The following is a 14,046-nucleotide window of genomic DNA, read 5'->3' on the forward strand; positions in this document are numbered from 1 at the left end:
GAAAGCACCATGAAATCACTGGTGATCAGCGCAGCCGTATTACTGTCTTTGAGTACGCTGTGCAGCGTGGCCAACGCCGCCAAACTGGAAGATGTCGCTCCCTATCCAAAAGCCGAAGCAGGCTTTAGCCGTCAGGTCATTCATTTGCCCAAGCAAAAGAATGAAGACGACTACAAGGTACAGATCATCGCGGGCAAGACCCTGCAGGTTGACTGCAACCAGCAGCGTCTTGGCGGTAAGCTGGAAGAAAAAACCCTCAAGGGTTGGGGCTACCCGATGTATCGCCTGAACAAGGTCAGCGGGCCCATGAGCACAATGATGGCTTGCCCTGAAGGCAAGGCGCACCCCGAGTTTGTGCCGGTGGTCGGTGAAGGCTTTATGCTGCGTTACAACAGCAAACTGCCGATCGTGGTGTATGTGCCCAAGGATATTGAAGTGCGCTACCGTATCTGGTCGGCCTCCAAGCAGATCAAGCAGGCTGTGAGCGAGTAAGCGCTTTTATTTTTCATTGTGAGAGCGGGCTTGCCTGCGATGCAGACGACGCGGCTGAACGGTCAGACCGCGTTGATGCCATCGCGGGCAAGCCCGCTCCCACATTGATGAGTGTTATTGCAACCCCACGCGATACAGCACGCCGTCATCCTCATCGGTCAATACATATAAATAGCCATCAGGGCCTTGGCGCACATCGCGGATACGGGCATTGAGATCGCCGAGCATGCGCTCTTCATGCACCACCTTGTCACCGCTCAGTTGCAGGCGTATCAGGTCCTTGTCTGCCAGGGCGCCAATAAACAGACTGTGCTGCCAGGGTTTGAAGCGATCTGAATCATAAAAAGCCATGCCGCTGATACCCGGGGATTTTTCCCATATGTGGTGCGGAACCACAGTGCCTTCCACGATTTTGCCCTGAGCTTCTGGAATCGGCTTGGAAGAGTAGTCAATCCCGTGGGTTGCCAGCGGCCAACCGTAGTTTTTACCGCGCTCGATCAGGTTGATTTCGTCGCCCCCCTTTGGCCCGTGTTCGTGGGTCCACAGGGTCCCGGTCCAGGGATTCAGCGCCGCGCCTTGCTGATTGCGATGGCCGTATGACCAGATTTCCGGCCTTACCCCCTGCTGCCCTGTGAAAGGGTTGTCCTTGGGCACACGCCCATCAGGGTAAATGCGCGCAATCTTACCTTGCAGCTTGTCCAGATCCTGTGAGGTCGGACGCTGGTTGTTTTCCCCAAGGGCGATAAACAAGTAGCCATCGCGATCGAACACCAGCCGTGAGCCGAAGTGGTTACCGGTAGAGAGCTTCGGCTGCTGGCGAAAGATCACTTCAAAGTTGCTCAATCGGGTCAAATCATCCGACAAGCGCCCACGGCCCACCGTGGTACCGGCCTTGCCGTCTGCACCACCTTCGGCGTACGACAGATACACCAACCGGTCTTCACCGAAGCTGGGCGACAACACCAAATCGAGCAGGCCACCCTGCCCCTTGGCCCACACTTGCGGCACACCTGAAAGCGGTGCGGACAATTTACCGTCAGGGCTCACAACTCGCAGATTGCCCGCCCGCTCGGTAATCAGCATGCCTTGCCTGTCGGGCAAAAAGGCCAGTGCCCAGGGATGATCGAGCCCTTCGACCACCGGCGTGACGGTAACGGCCCCGGACTCGGAAACAAACGTATTCTGCCCATCGGCATGGGCCGTGAACGCCATACCGAGCAGCGAAGTGGCACACATTGTGGCCAGCAGGGTTTTTCTCAACATCAACTATTCCTTGTTCGTTTAAGGTTTGTCCCGCGGCTGCAACGAGGGTGCGGTCGGCTTGATTGTCGGTGGCACTGGCGGGTTACGCGGGTAACCATTGCCTATTTTGCCGCTATCAATGCCCTTGGGCTACACCGCAGGCGCAATACCCGGGCCACTTGCCCCCGGCACGGAAGCACCGGTGCCCTGACGGCTGTTGGGGTTGATACGGCGGATGGGGTTGTTAACCGGCGGGGTGTTGGTGATCGGGGTGTTTTGCGCCAGCTGCTGATACTGAGCCGGCAAAGGTTCTGAAAGGGGTTGCGCCTGTAGCTGGGTGGCGAGTACACCCCCCAGCAGCAGGAATGCAAAACTGGTTCTGAACGTGTTCATCACGCCCTCCGTTTTTGATCGACCTTGAACCTTTGAGGGCCCTGCGCGTAACAGGTTCGATTGCAAGGTGTACAAAACGTGTCAGCTATCGGTTTCAGGGCCGATCACAATCACCGTCGAGTCTCTGGCTTGCGCCAGCAATGCCTCGCGGCAAACCTGATAACAATCTTCGATATGGCCATTGCCCACCAGTTTCATCACACCAAAACTGATGGTTGCCGCCACGGCCTGCCCCACAAAAGGGACAAAGCGAACCACGGATTTGGTCGCCACTTTGGTGCCCATCTTGCGGACCAGGGACATGACCAGCGTACGGCTGATGAATTTGCCGATCACTTCACTGCCAATACCACTGACAGCCACCACGATCAGACGCTTGGAACGTGAGTCCATCTGTTCGATCTGATGTGGGGTAAGGCCGAACTTGCTGTTGATGGCCGGCAGCATTTCAACCAGCAACGCGACATCCGTACCGATATCAAGCCCCGGGATGGGGATCGCAGCCGCACCTGCCGAGACGGCCGAGCGCTTGGTGACCATGGAACGGCACTCGTCACGAATACGGTCAAGCTCAGCTAATGACTTGATTAACATAGGGTTCCCCGACAGATAGAGATAAAAAAAGCCTAGTCTACTACGCCCTTTTGACCAGTAAGGCAGGCCTGTCTTTATGTAGAGGGGTTACAGCGCAGGAAATTCACAACGGCGAGGAGGTTATTGGCCGCATACGGGCCAGGATTGCACCGCAGAGGCCTGTACTCGCGTGAAGTACAGGCCGGGTTTGGGTTAAACGTCTTTTTTGACTTTTGCCCACTCAGCCTTGAGCTTGGAGACGAAGGATTCTTTAGGGGTTTCCTTGCAGGCCGTCACCACCAAAGGAGTGATTTTGGCGATACCGTCTACATCCAGCACCGCATCTTCAACTTTGCCCTGTTTGTTGATGGCTTCGCCCAGGCCAACGGCGGTCGGCTGGAAGCTCTCATCCACGGCCAGGAAATCCGCGCACGTCCATTTTGCGACGGGTTGTTTGGTTTCAGCTTGTGCAAGTGTGGAAAGTGCCGCCAAACCCACAACGCCAACTAACAAAATGTGCTTTTTCATATGCCAATATCCCTATTATCAACGATTAAGTAACATTAGTTCTGCCGCAAACAACATAGTAGTGGATGGTGTATCTGTCTATTGTTGCGACAGAATCACCTTCATTGCCTTCTCCTTGGCTGCGTTCCCGAACACCTCGTAAGCCTGGAGGATGTCTGTGAGCGCAAAGCGGTGCGTAATCAGCTTGCCCGCATCGATTTTTCCGGACTGCACGGTTTTCAGGAGCAGAGGGGTGGTATTGGTATTGACCAGCCCGGTTGAAATGGTGACGTTCTGGATCCACAATTTTTCAAGGTGCAACTCGACACTTTTGCCATGTACGCCCACGTTGGCGATGCTGCCGCCCGGGGCTATCACTGATTGGCAGGTGTCAAACGAGGCAGGAATACCCACCGCTTCAATCGCAACATCCACCCCGACGCCATGGGTCAGCTCAAAAATACGTTCAACCGCGTTTTGCGTATTGATATCGATGATATCCGTGGCCCCAAAACGCTTGGCGACCTCAAGCCGGTTTGTATCACCATCCACCATGATCAATTGGGCCGGCGAGTAAAATTGCGCGGTCAACAGCGCTGCCATACCAACCGGCCCTGCCCCCACGATCACTACACTGTCGCCGGGCTTGACCTTGCCCGCGAGCACGCCAATTTCAAAACCGGTGGGCAAGATGTCACTGAGCATCACCAGGGCTTCTTCATCAGCCCCGGCGGGAACCGGGTACAGACTGTTATCTGCGTGGGGAATGCGTACTTTTTCGGCCTGGGTTCCGTTAATCAAGTGCCCCAGAATCCAGCCGCCATCCGCACAGTGGGAATACATCTGACGTCGACAATTGGCGCAGCTGCCACACGAGGTGATGCAGGATATCAATACATGATCGCCGGGCTTGAAATTGCGCACGGCCGAGCCGACCGCTTCAACCACCCCCACACCTTCATGCCCCAAAACCGTGCCGCGGGTCACTTCGGGAACATCGCCTTTGAGAATGTGCAGGTCGGTGCCGCAAATGGTGGTGTGCAGGATGCGCACAATGGCATCGGTCGGCTTGTCGATGACCGGATCGGGGATCTCGGCCCAGGCTTTTTCGCCGGGCCCCTGGTAGGTGAGCGCTTTCATGATGGCCTTCCTTTACCTGATCAAAAATCATCCGTGGCTGCCACTCAGGTCCCCCTGTCTGGCAGCCGCCAAAATCACTGATGCAGTTAAGCAGCCTTTTTCTGCTGCGCCCTTGCCACAGGTCACAAAAAGGGTTTTCGGACTAACGGTGCGGGTGCACGGTAAATGACACCAGTTTCACTACAATGGGCCGCACCACCAGGATGCACAGGAACGCAACCGGCATTGCCAGCTGATAAGCATGCAGCGCATTGCTCAGGTAATCTTCCTCAATGCCGGAGTTGGCTGCGGTGATTACCAACGACATCAGAAAGGCCATGATCGTCGACATGTAGAAAGCAAAGACATAAGGCGTAGCCCGCGCGGAGAGCTTCATGCGCTTCGACGAAAGTACGGCGCTGGATGTTTTGGAGGTCATAAAAGGCCTTTTTTGAGCATGTAATAAAGAGATGACGCACCTTAGCAAGATCAAAAACGGTCAACTAGACGTTCTAGAGCACTTACTTTATAAAGAAAATCTTACGAATAACCTGTAGAGCCCCTCATGAATCTGCTCGCGGCGATTGCCAGCTTTATTAAAGTGGTCGAAACAGGGTCCATCGTGGGCGCGGCAAAAAATCTGGGGCTCAGTGCCGCCGCCGTCAGCCAGACCATCAACCGCCTGGAGGAGCACCTTGGCGCTCGGTTGCTGCACCGCACCACGCGCAGTATGGCGCTGACAGAAAGCGGTGCGTTGTACTACGCAAGAGTCAGACGCGTCGCTGCAGACCTTGAGTCTGCACAAATGGCCATCAGCGCTGGCGAGACAGAACTGCAAGGGCGTTTGTGCATTGCATCGACCTCCGCGTTCGGCCGCCATGTAATGGCTCCCTTGATTGCCGGTTTTGCGGCACGCCACCCGCGCCTGCGCCTTGAACTGTGCACCACTGACGGCAAAATAAACCATATCCAGGACGGCATTGACCTGAGCCTGCGGATCAAGCCGCAGCTGGAAGAAGGCATTGTTGCGCGAAAGATCGCTTCAGTACCTTTTGTGGTGTGCGCCTCCCCTGCCTATCTGGAGCGGGCCGGTATCCCGCGCAGCCCTGAAGATCTTCAGAGGCATGCCTGCCTGGCCTTTCGCTACCCGCTTGACGGGCGCTTGTTGCGCTGGGGGTTTTTCCGCGAGGGGGAGCATTACTATGTAGCGCTGAACTTCACGGCTATCAGTGACGATATCGACGCACTGACCCAAATGGCCATTTACGGTGCCGGGATTGCCCGCCTGGCAGAGTTCGTGGCTGCCCCCCATGTCGATTCAGGCCGGCTGATTGCACTGCTCAAACACAGTCACGACTCAAGCCAGTCCTGCGTCGAGCCACTGGATATTTATGCCTGCGTACAGGATCGCTCTGCCCTGACGGCCAAGGTCAAAGCGTTCATGGATTATTTGACGGAGAACCTGGACAAGAGATGGCTTAGTGCCACCATCCCAATAACAACCGCCAACTTGCACTCACTTTCAGCTGCGCACTAAAAAAGTGCAAAACTCGTTTAGATGACCATCTAAATTTAATACATTCGAAACAATTTAGTGCAGCTAAAACTTGAGCATGGCGACATTCCTTGCCAGAAAAACACCCTCATACGGAGTAGTCCATTTATCCAAAAGTGCTGATACACTCAAAATATAAAATCTTTCAAGGATGAATAAGATGAGTGCTGTAACTAAGCGCGGCTGGAAATGGGCTTATCGCAAGATGCGCGACCTGCACTGCACGCGGCCTTCGGCCTTCTACCGAGCGACCTTGTACGTACTGCGCGGCGATACGGGGACCTTTATGTGTGAACTCACCCGTAAAAAAATCCGCATCAGCCGCTGATGCTGCCCACTTTATAAACTTGCAGCATTGCTTACTAACACTGCAATTCAGGGCGTGGCTTTTAAATTGTTCATCCCTACAAATCAAAGGCATTCATTGTCTCTTTGAATGATTGACCTCTGCACGAACTTCGCCCGACTACCGGGGCTTGCAGTTCCAAGGTGTGCACAAAGCACCCTATGAGTGACGCTGCCCACCATGATTGAATATGGGCCTTTCGCAAGATGCGCCGCTCATTCACATCGGCTTTCTACAGGGCAACCCTGTAGGCCATACGCGGAAATACCGGCAGATTGGCCTGCAAAAAAACCCTATGCAAATTCGTATTTGCCGCTGACGGCTTCTCATAGCCTCCATTAAAAGCAGGCTTCTCACGGGCCAGGCGAAATCCTTGGGCCGCTTGCGCTTCAAAGAGAGGTACCTGTCATACCAAACCAGGGTTTTGTGCAGTCAGCCAGCAAACACACTGAATCAGATGCCCGGTGCCATACAACTGTAGCCATACCTATGAGACAATACGCTCAATGTCCGGTTTGAATCCCGCCTTCATTTCCCAGCAGCTTGGCCATAGCGTCCAAATGTTGCTGTCAACGTATGCGCATTGGTTCGACTCAAGCTCAGATTGGAGCGAGCTGGAAAAGCTCCAAATTGGTCCCATATGGGTACCGGCTGAAACCAGCGAACTCTAAGCTATTGATAGGTAAAGTAATTGATCTCCACAGCAAATATCACGATGCAGTTCGGCGCAAAGCCGCTATTCGAGAACGTTTCAGTAAAATTTGGCGCTGGCAACCGCTACGGCCTGATCGGTGCCAACGGTTGCGGCAAGTCCACCTTCATGAAGATCCTCGGTGATGACCTTGAGCCGTCCGGCGGCCAGGTCATGCTGGAGCCGAACGTGCGTCTGGGTAAATTGCGCCAGGACCAGTTCGCCTACGAAGAATTCACCGTGATCGATACCGTGATCATGGGTCACGAAGAGCTGTGGAAGGTCAAGGCCGAGCGCGATCGCATTTATTCGCTGCCGGAAATGACTGAAGAAGACGGCATGGCCGTAGCCGAACTCGAAACCGAGTTCGCTGAAATGGACGGTTACACCGCCGAATCCCGTGCCGGCGAGCTGTTGCTGGGCCTGGGTATCGGTATCGAGCAGCATTTCGGCCCGATGAGCGAAGTGTCGCCAGGCTGGAAACTGCGCGTATTGCTGGCTCAGGCGCTGTTCTCCGATCCTGAAGTACTGCTGCTCGACGAACCCACCAACCACCTGGATATCAACACCATCCGCTGGCTGGAAAACATTCTGACCCAGCGCAACAGCCTGATGATCATCATCTCCCACGACCGTCACTTCCTGAACAGCGTGTGCACCCACATGGCTGACCTGGACTACGGCGAGTTGCGTCTGTTCCCGGGCAACTATGATGAGTACATGACCGTCGCGACCCAGTCGCGCGAGCAACTGCTGTCGGAAAACGCCAAGAAGAAAGCGCAGATCAACGAACTGCAAGCGTTCGTCAGCCGCTTCTCGGCCAACGCCTCGAAATCCAAGCAGGCCAGCTCCCGCGCCAAGGCAATCGACAAGATCACCCTGGCCGAGGTCAAGCCTTCGAGCCGTGTCAGCCCGTTCATTCGCTTCGAGCAGAACAAGAAGCTGCACCGTCAGGCTGTGATTGTCGAGCAAATGGCCAAAGGCTTTGATGGCAAGACTCTGTTCAAGGACTTCAGCTTCACCGTTGAAGCCGGCGAGCGCGTTGCGATCATTGGCCCGAACGGTATTGGCAAAACCACCCTGCTGCGCACCCTGGTCAACGAACTGACCCCGGATGCCGGTACGGTGAAGTGGACTGAAGCCGCCGAACTGGGCTACTACGCCCAGGATCACGCTCACGATTTCGAAGACGACATGACCCTGTTCGACTGGATGGGCCAATGGACCCAGGGCGAACAAATGGTGCGCGGTACTTTGGGCCGCATGCTGTTTTCCAACGATGACATCCTCAAGTCGGTCAAGGTTATTTCCGGTGGTGAGCAAGGTCGCATGCTGTTCGGCAAGTTGATCCTGCAAAAGGCCAACGTGCTGGTCATGGACGAACCGACCAACCACTTGGACATGGAATCCATCGAGGCGCTGAACCTGGCACTCGAGAACTACCCGGGCACCCTGGTATTCGTCAGCCATGACCGTGAGTTCGTATCCTCCCTGGCCACTCGTATTATCGAGCTGAGCCCAAGCGGCGTGATCGACTTCAGCGGCACCTACGATGACTACCTGCGCAGCCAGGGCGTTACGTTCTGATTCAGGCACTGCCTGATCAGCTATAACGAAAACCCCGTCCTGGTGATGGGGTTTTTCGTTTCTGGCCTTTAGCCACTCGCGTGAGGCCTGATACAGCGCAGCGCCTTTATCGCGAGCAAGCCCGCTCCCACAGGCTGTGTGCGTGGGCCAATATTACCGTTAGCCTGCTTTCTTTTATCCCGGGGCCGCGCCATCATGTCGGTTACCGATCGCCAGCCGGACTCCCCGCTAATGCCCGCGCAACACCCTTCCCCTGCAAGCTCCCTGTCGATCACCCTGCAGATCCTGTCGATCGTGTTCTACACCTTTATTGCCTTTATCTGTATTGGCTTGCCGATAGCCGTTTTGCCGAGCTATGTGCATGACCAACTGGGCTTCAGTGCGATCGTCGCAGGGCTGGCCATTGCGTCGCAGTATCTGGCCACCCTGCTGAGCCGCCCCTCAGCCGGGCGACTGGTCGACAGCATCGGCACCAAGCCCGCCATCGTGTATGGCTTGACCGGCATCGCCATCAGCGGCGTGCTCACGTCCCTGGCCGTAGCGCTGCAAGACTGGCCACTGCTGAGCCTGGGCGTTTTGATTGTCGGCCGGGTATTTCTCGGCATTGCCCAGGGCCTGATCGGTGTCGGCACCATCACCTGGGGCATTGCCCAGGTGGGATCTCAACATACCGCCAGGGCTATCGGCTGGAATGGCATTGCGTCCTATGGCGCGATCGCCATTGGCGCGCCTCTGGGCGTGGTGATGGTCGACCGGCTGGGCTTTGCCATGCTGGGTGTAACCCTGTTGCTGCTGGCGCTGGCAGCCTTGGGGCTGATTCGCAAAAAACCGGCAATCCCGGCGGTCGCTGGCGTGCGCCTGCCCTTTTGGTCAGTGTTTGGCCTGATTGCTCCCTATGGCATCAGCCTGACCCTGGCCTCTATTGGCTATGGCACGCTGACCACCTTTATCACCCTGTTTTATATTGACCAGGGCTGGGACGGGGCTGCGTATTGCCTGTCAGTATTTGGTGTGTGTTTTATCCTGGGCCGCCTGATCTTTACCAACAGCATCAGCCGCTTTGGTGGCTACAACGTGGCGATTGCCTGCATGAGCATCGAAACGCTGGGGCTGGTCATGCTGTGGCTGGCACCCAGCACCGCATTTGCCCTGGCAGGGGCAGGGTTGACCGGCTTTGGCTTGTCCCTGGTGTACCCGGCCCTGGGTGTCGAAGCGGTCAAGCAAGTGCCTGTTTCCAGCCGCGGCGCCGGGTTAAGTGCCTATGCCGTGTTTTTTGACCTGGCACTGGCCATCGCGGGGCCGATCATGGGGGTTATTGCGCTGAACATGGGGTACCCGTGGATATTCTTCAGTGCAGCGGTGATGTGCATTCTGGGATTACTGTTGAGCGTTTGGTTGTCAAACCGAAAAACGCGTTAAAACTTCTTCTGACATGGCGAACTGATTACGCTCAGTAATAATCGGAAAAAGTTAAATCGTTTAGCCATCATTGTGCGAAGAGCACTTAGGGATATTATTTTCTGCGCTGTAATACCAATTATTTTGGATAACACTGCAGAGTATCATATGAAAAAGTATCTAACGATAATGGCAGTACCTTTTTTGTTCATGGGCCTGCAAGCAACAGCCCACGCGGAGTCCAAAGATTTTTATGACTTCCCGCCGGGATGGCCGTGCTGCCCGTTCAGTGATGCGAACCTTAAAACCAATATTCAGCCAATGAAAAATGCCACTGACACGTTACTGCAAATTCAGGGCGTAACTTTCGACTGGAAGGACGGTGGCCGTAAAGATATCGGCGTTCTTGCCCAAAACGTACAAAAAGTTTATCCGCAGTTGGTGCGCGAGGATAACAATCAGTTACGCGTCGACTACGAGAAACTTGTCGCCCCCCTGATCGAATCAGTGCGCGAAATGGATGCGCGTATCAAACAACTTGAAGCCGCGCAAAAATAGAACTAACAGTGGCGAGCGCCCAACCGGCCAACAGGGCAAGTCTGGTGGTCGGTTGAAGCGGTTCTGCCCTGTGCTGCAGGTTCCAGGACCTTGCTGAAAAACCTCCCCGCCTCATAAATCAGGTCACGATGGATGTCTTCTCGATCAACCCCTTGAGCATCCGTGCATAAACCGGGCATAACCGCCATTTGCTCGTCGCTGCAGGGCGCCATGAAGACGAAGTGCCCGGCACCGGGGATCATCTTGAACTCAGGTTCCACGGGCAGCTTGCGCGCCAGGGCATCGGCATTCTTATCGGGAAACACCAACTGATCGTTGTCACCGCTGTACAGCAGCACAGGCACATTCACATCAGCCAGGGTTTGCCGGCCGAACATCAGGCTCAAAGGCGCCATCAGCAACAGGGCTTTTACGCGAGGGTCCGAGACAGCTACCAAGTCATCACGATCGGCGATCAACTCGCCCTTGGTAGTACAGGCATCACGGTCTTCAGGGCGTTCCAGGCAATAGCGGCGCAGTCGATCCAGGTCAGGCTGGGCGCCGGCCAGGATCAACGCCGTTTCGCCCCCTGCCGAGTAACCGATGACCCCTGCTTGATCGTCTTGCACATAGGGTGACAAACCGTGATCGGCCAGAGTCGCGCTGATCGCAGCAGATATTTGCATCGGCCGCCCATAAAGGTTACTCAGTGTGCCCAGACGGCTGTGATCCTTGTAATTGTCGCCAGGGTGCAGCACGGCGACTACTACAAACCCCTTGCGCGCCAATGAGGTGGCCAGGTCATGCAACGCCAGTGGCGTGCCGGTGTTTCCATGGGACAGCATCAGCAGCGGATAACGGCCCATGGCGATTTTCGCGTCTTCGGTGGCTTGCACTTCGTAGCTGCCCATCTTGCTGACGCCTTCGGGATCCGTGGAAGGATAAAAGGCAATGGCGCGCATGGGCTGATCGTCCAGCGGATCGAGAAAGCTCAGGCGATGAAAACCCACGCTCCAGGGGTATACGGGCTCAGCTTGCACCATGACAGGGCAACCTGCGATCAACAACACCAGTACCGCACACAGACGCATCATGGAGGCTCACCTTCAACGGTGCATTGCTCGACAGCATCACACTCTGCACAACCCGGGCCAGACGCAAAAAACTCCGTACCCCGATCCTTTTACAAAGACCAGAATACAGAGTTTAGACAGTGCTGCGCCTGAGATTGCTTACGCTGCGCTGAACAGATCCTGCTTGATATGCGCATGTGCATCGCTCATGGCTTTGCTGCGTACCTCGTCGCCATAGGCCAGGCCGTGGGCGCGGACAAATTCGACGTCGGTAATGCCCATGAAGCCCAGCATCACTTTCAAGTAATCTTCGTGAGCTACGCCGGTTTCCTGACCCGAATGCAGGCCACCGGAGGTCGATACCACTACTACTTTCTTGTTGCCGCACAGCCCTACAGGGCCGGCTTCGGTATAACGAAAGGTCTGGCCAGCAACTGCGATGCGGTCAATCCAGGCCTTGAGCTGGGTTGGAATGGTGAAATTGTACATCGGCGCTGCAATCACCACCGCGTCAGCCGCGAGAAACTGGGCCAGGGTGTCAGCACTCAACTGGGCTTCGTGTTTTTGTGCCGCATCACGCAGCTCGGCCGGAGTACCGGCAGCCACCAGGGTGGCGGCAGAGAAATGTTCAATGGCTTCAGCGGCCAGGTCGCGGTAGCTGACCTCTACTTGTGGATCAGCAGCCTGCCATGCCTTGACCACTTCGCTGCTCAACTGACGGGATGCCGAGTTGTCGCCCAGAATGCTCGAATCGATATGCAACAGTTTCATGGTGATCTCCAGATGATGACCGCCTCTGGGCGATCTCGATGGAGGGGATACTACCAATGAAAGCAATCGACGATAAGTTGGCCATTATGCGATAGTTCGTCCCACCTGCAGGACAGTGAGCACGCCATGCAAGACCTTAACGACCTTTACTATTTCGCCAAGGTGGTCGAATCCGGTGGCTTCGCTGCTGCCGGACGATTGCTGGGCATCCCCAAGTCACGTCTGTCGCGGCGCGTGGCGGAACTTGAAGAGCGTCTGGGCGCCCGCTTGCTGCAGCGCACCACACGTCAGCTCAAGCTGACAGCTGTGGGCGAGCGTTATCTGCGCCATTGCCAGGCCATGTTGCTGGAAGCCGAAATGGCCGACGAAGCCGTTGCCAGCATGTCCAGCGAGCCACGCGGCCCCTTGCGTGTGTCGTGCCCCGTGGGGCTGGCCCATGAATTTATGCCCGGGGTGATCAGTTCCTTTCTGCAGGCCTATCCCCTGGTGCAGCTGGAGGTCAACCTGCTCAACCGTCGCGTCGATCTGGTCACCGACGGCATCGATGTGGCCTTGCGGGTGCGCGAAGAAGGCGATGAAGACCCGTCGCTGGTCACGCGACGCCTGCGTCAGGCCCGCACCGTGATGGTAGCCACCCCCGAGTTTGCCCGTAATTGGCCGGTTGATAGCCCTGAAGACCTGAAAAAAATCCCGCTGCTGGGAGCGCTCGAGGCCGATCGCATGGTTCACTTGCGCATGCTCGACGAGCACGGCAAGGGTTGCAACCTGGTGCTTGAAGCACGCCTGGGGGTTGACGATTTTATCGTGCGCAAAGCTTGCACCTTGGCTGGCCTGGGTTTCACTGTGTTACCCATGATGTATTGCGAGCAGGAGCTGCAAGACGGCCAGCTTGTTCAACTATTGCCCAAATGGACCCTGCCCGGTGGCTGGCTGCACGCAGTGTATCCCCACAGACGCGGGGTGATACCAGCCGTGCGGGCCTGGATCGACCACCTGGTTGAGTCATTCGAAAGCTGTGGAGACAAACTGCTATGACCGCAATGACCAAACAGGATGTAGCCGAATTCTGCCGAAACCTGCCGGGCGCTCAGGAAGCAGTGAAATGGGGTGGGGTCGAGGTTTTTTTTATCGACGACAGCAAGATGTATGCCCTGTTCAACCTCAACAGCAACGGGCTTTCGTTCAAGGTCGAGAAAGAACTGTTTCTGGGCTACATCGATCGGCCGGGTATACGCCCGTCGCCTTATCTGGCGCGAGCGTACTGGATCAATATGCAAGCACCTTATCCGATGGGCGCTGAAGAACTGCAGGACCTGTTGCGCCGTTCCCACCAACTGGTGGTGGGAAAACTGGCGAAAAAACGTCAGATCGGTTTACTGCTGTAACCGTAACAGCTGGAGAAACGACCTGTTCAGGAACAGGACGTCGATCCATACCACCTGATGCACAGCCACAATCAACCAAAACAACAGCTGATAAGACAATTTGCGGGTTTTGTGGCGAAACATTTGCTGCGCCACCAGTGCCCCTGGCCAACCGCCCAGCAGCTCAACCCCGTGCAAGATTTTCTCCGGCGTGCGCCACTGGCCAGCTGCAGCCTGTTGCTTGTCGTAGCGGTACAGGCCGAACGCCAGCAGGCTGGCCACTGCATAGGCCAGCAACGGCAGCTGGCTGCCCCCGGTGAGCAACACGCTCACCGAACCACCCATCGGCAAGGCGCACAGCACTAGCAATACCAGCAACTTGAGTTTCAAGCCACGCA

17 protein-coding genes and 1 pseudogene are annotated in these 14,046 nt (G+C 55.9%); 9 read left to right on the top strand and 9 right to left on the bottom strand.

Annotated features, from left to right (window positions below; translation table 11 throughout):
• The first annotated feature begins 9 nt into the window (after positions 1 to 9).
• A complete protein-coding gene (gene eco / locus QN377_RS00685) occupies positions 10 to 492 on the top strand; it encodes a serine protease inhibitor ecotin (protein ID WP_095000169.1) in 483 nt (160 codons plus the stop codon).
• A 114-nt stretch (positions 493 to 606) separates the two neighbouring features.
• Here eco and QN377_RS00690 read toward each other — a convergent pair whose 3' ends face one another.
• From QN377_RS00690 to QN377_RS00715, 6 genes are all read right to left on the bottom strand, one after another.
• Positions 607 to 1,704 carry a PQQ-dependent sugar dehydrogenase gene (locus QN377_RS00690; protein WP_416194596.1) on the bottom strand — a complete coding sequence of 366 codons (1,098 nt, stop codon included), beginning with the start codon at positions 1,702 to 1,704 and terminating at the stop codon, positions 607 to 609.
• Positions 1,705 to 1,884: 180 nt separating this feature from the next.
• The gene (locus tag QN377_RS00695) at positions 1,885 to 2,127 is read right to left on the bottom strand and encodes a hypothetical protein (protein ID WP_322212856.1); all 243 of its coding nucleotides are present in this window, start codon (positions 2,125 to 2,127) and stop codon (positions 1,885 to 1,887) included.
• A gap of 81 nt (positions 2,128 to 2,208) precedes the next feature.
• Positions 2,209 to 2,667, bottom strand: a complete 459-nt coding sequence (locus tag QN377_RS00700) for a hypothetical protein (protein ID WP_232527584.1) — start codon at positions 2,665 to 2,667, stop codon at positions 2,209 to 2,211.
• A 246-nt stretch (positions 2,668 to 2,913) separates the two neighbouring features.
• A complete protein-coding gene (gene hdeA, locus QN377_RS00705; protein ID WP_095000165.1) occupies positions 2,914 to 3,228 on the bottom strand; it encodes an acid-activated periplasmic chaperone HdeA in 315 nt (104 codons plus the stop codon).
• A gap of 78 nt (positions 3,229 to 3,306) precedes the next feature.
• On the bottom strand, positions 3,307 to 4,347 hold the full coding sequence (locus tag QN377_RS00710) for a zinc-dependent alcohol dehydrogenase family protein (RefSeq protein WP_095000164.1): 1,041 nt from the start codon (positions 4,345 to 4,347) through the stop codon (positions 3,307 to 3,309).
• A 142-nt stretch (positions 4,348 to 4,489) separates the two neighbouring features.
• Positions 4,490 to 4,765, bottom strand: coding sequence for a DUF2798 domain-containing protein (locus tag QN377_RS00715; RefSeq protein WP_095000163.1), 276 nt, complete (start codon positions 4,763 to 4,765; stop codon positions 4,490 to 4,492).
• A gap of 126 nt (positions 4,766 to 4,891) precedes the next feature.
• On the opposite strand from QN377_RS00715, the gene QN377_RS00720 reads away from it, so the two are divergent.
• The 6 genes and pseudogenes from QN377_RS00720 to QN377_RS00745 all read left to right on the top strand — a co-directional run bounded on the left by QN377_RS00720 (position 4,892) and on the right by QN377_RS00745 (position 10,461).
• Positions 4,892 to 5,863 carry a LysR family transcriptional regulator gene (locus QN377_RS00720; protein ID WP_095018540.1) on the top strand — a complete coding sequence of 324 codons (972 nt, stop codon included), beginning with the start codon at positions 4,892 to 4,894 and terminating at the stop codon, positions 5,861 to 5,863.
• 178 nt (positions 5,864 to 6,041) lie between these two features.
• The gene (locus tag QN377_RS00725; RefSeq protein ID WP_165446468.1) at positions 6,042 to 6,209 is read left to right on the top strand and encodes a hypothetical protein; all 168 of its coding nucleotides are present in this window, start codon (positions 6,042 to 6,044) and stop codon (positions 6,207 to 6,209) included.
• A gap of 470 nt (positions 6,210 to 6,679) precedes the next feature.
• Positions 6,680 to 6,898 (top strand): annotated as a pseudogene (locus QN377_RS00730) (hypothetical protein); the annotation flags it as partial.
• A gap of 20 nt (positions 6,899 to 6,918) precedes the next feature.
• Entirely contained in the window at positions 6,919 to 8,505 is a 1,587-nt protein-coding gene (locus QN377_RS00735) for an ABC-F family ATPase (RefSeq protein WP_029611422.1), read from the top strand.
• A gap of 231 nt (positions 8,506 to 8,736) precedes the next feature.
• Positions 8,737 to 9,924: an MFS transporter gene (locus QN377_RS00740; protein ID WP_095000161.1), complete on the top strand. Its 1,188-nt coding sequence runs from the start codon at positions 8,737 to 8,739 to the stop codon at positions 9,922 to 9,924.
• Between the two features lie 147 nt (positions 9,925 to 10,071).
• Entirely contained in the window at positions 10,072 to 10,461 is a 390-nt protein-coding gene (locus QN377_RS00745; protein WP_095000160.1) for a tail fiber domain-containing protein, read from the top strand.
• A gap of 2 nt (positions 10,462 to 10,463) precedes the next feature.
• On the opposite strand, the gene QN377_RS00750 is transcribed toward QN377_RS00745, so the two are convergent.
• Positions 10,464 to 11,534 carry a dienelactone hydrolase gene (locus tag QN377_RS00750; protein ID WP_322212854.1) on the bottom strand — a complete coding sequence of 357 codons (1,071 nt, stop codon included), beginning with the start codon at positions 11,532 to 11,534 and terminating at the stop codon, positions 10,464 to 10,466.
• Positions 11,535 to 11,672: 138 nt separating this feature from the next.
• The gene (locus QN377_RS00755) at positions 11,673 to 12,284 is read right to left on the bottom strand and encodes an FMN-dependent NADH-azoreductase (RefSeq protein ID WP_095038914.1); all 612 of its coding nucleotides are present in this window, start codon (positions 12,282 to 12,284) and stop codon (positions 11,673 to 11,675) included.
• A 126-nt stretch (positions 12,285 to 12,410) separates the two neighbouring features.
• Between QN377_RS00755 and QN377_RS00760 the strand changes: the two genes are divergently transcribed.
• Positions 12,411 to 13,319 carry a LysR substrate-binding domain-containing protein gene (locus QN377_RS00760; protein ID WP_095000157.1) on the top strand — a complete coding sequence of 303 codons (909 nt, stop codon included), beginning with the start codon at positions 12,411 to 12,413 and terminating at the stop codon, positions 13,317 to 13,319.
• A gap of 5 nt (positions 13,320 to 13,324) precedes the next feature.
• On the top strand, positions 13,325 to 13,669 hold the full coding sequence (locus tag QN377_RS00765) for an MmcQ/YjbR family DNA-binding protein (RefSeq protein WP_322214117.1): 345 nt from the start codon (positions 13,325 to 13,327) through the stop codon (positions 13,667 to 13,669).
• Here QN377_RS00765 and QN377_RS00770 read toward each other — a convergent pair.
• A complete protein-coding gene (locus QN377_RS00770) occupies positions 13,658 to 14,038 on the bottom strand; it encodes a DUF1294 domain-containing protein (RefSeq protein WP_416194589.1) in 381 nt (126 codons plus the stop codon). The two genes, QN377_RS00765 and QN377_RS00770, sit on opposite strands and share 12 nt — an antisense overlap.
• Between the last annotated feature and the right edge of the window lie 8 nt (positions 14,039 to 14,046).

The sequence above is a fragment of the Pseudomonas sp. CCC4.1 genome (assembly GCF_035019225.1).
Lineage (GTDB): Bacteria > Pseudomonadota > Gammaproteobacteria > Pseudomonadales > Pseudomonadaceae > Aquipseudomonas > Aquipseudomonas bubulae.

What these genes read in the sequence shown, in the direction of transcription:
- hdeA (WP_095000165.1), bottom strand. Translation starts at nt 3,228, where the DNA reads ATGAAAAAGCACATTTTGTTAGTTGGCGTTGTGGGTTTGGCGGCACTT.
- QN377_RS00745 (WP_095000160.1), top strand. Translation starts at nt 10,072, where the DNA reads ATGAAAAAGTATCTAACGATAATGGCAGTACCTTTTTTGTTCATGGGC.
- QN377_RS00715 (WP_095000163.1), bottom strand. Translation starts at nt 4,765, where the DNA reads ATGACCTCCAAAACATCCAGCGCCGTACTTTCGTCGAAGCGCATGAAG.
- QN377_RS00760 (WP_095000157.1), top strand. Translation starts at nt 12,411, where the DNA reads ATGCAAGACCTTAACGACCTTTACTATTTCGCCAAGGTGGTCGAATCC.
- QN377_RS00725 (WP_165446468.1), top strand. Translation starts at nt 6,042, where the DNA reads ATGAGTGCTGTAACTAAGCGCGGCTGGAAATGGGCTTATCGCAAGATG.
- QN377_RS00765 (WP_322214117.1), top strand. Translation starts at nt 13,325, where the DNA reads ATGACCAAACAGGATGTAGCCGAATTCTGCCGAAACCTGCCGGGCGCT.
- eco (WP_095000169.1), top strand. Translation starts at nt 10, where the DNA reads ATGAAATCACTGGTGATCAGCGCAGCCGTATTACTGTCTTTGAGTACG.
- QN377_RS00690 (WP_416194596.1), bottom strand. Translation starts at nt 1,704, where the DNA reads ATGGCGTTCACGGCCCATGCCGATGGGCAGAATACGTTTGTTTCCGAG.
- QN377_RS00750 (WP_322212854.1), bottom strand. Translation starts at nt 11,534, where the DNA reads ATGATGCGTCTGTGTGCGGTACTGGTGTTGTTGATCGCAGGTTGCCCT.
- QN377_RS00720 (WP_095018540.1), top strand. Translation starts at nt 4,892, where the DNA reads ATGAATCTGCTCGCGGCGATTGCCAGCTTTATTAAAGTGGTCGAAACA.
- QN377_RS00695 (WP_322212856.1), bottom strand. Translation starts at nt 2,127, where the DNA reads ATGAACACGTTCAGAACCAGTTTTGCATTCCTGCTGCTGGGGGGTGTA.
- QN377_RS00740 (WP_095000161.1), top strand. Translation starts at nt 8,737, where the DNA reads ATGCCCGCGCAACACCCTTCCCCTGCAAGCTCCCTGTCGATCACCCTG.
- QN377_RS00755 (WP_095038914.1), bottom strand. Translation starts at nt 12,284, where the DNA reads ATGAAACTGTTGCATATCGATTCGAGCATTCTGGGCGACAACTCGGCA.
- QN377_RS00700 (WP_232527584.1), bottom strand. Translation starts at nt 2,667, where the DNA reads ATGGTCACCAAGCGCTCGGCCGTCTCGGCAGGTGCGGCTGCGATCCCC.
- QN377_RS00710 (WP_095000164.1), bottom strand. Translation starts at nt 4,347, where the DNA reads ATGAAAGCGCTCACCTACCAGGGGCCCGGCGAAAAAGCCTGGGCCGAG.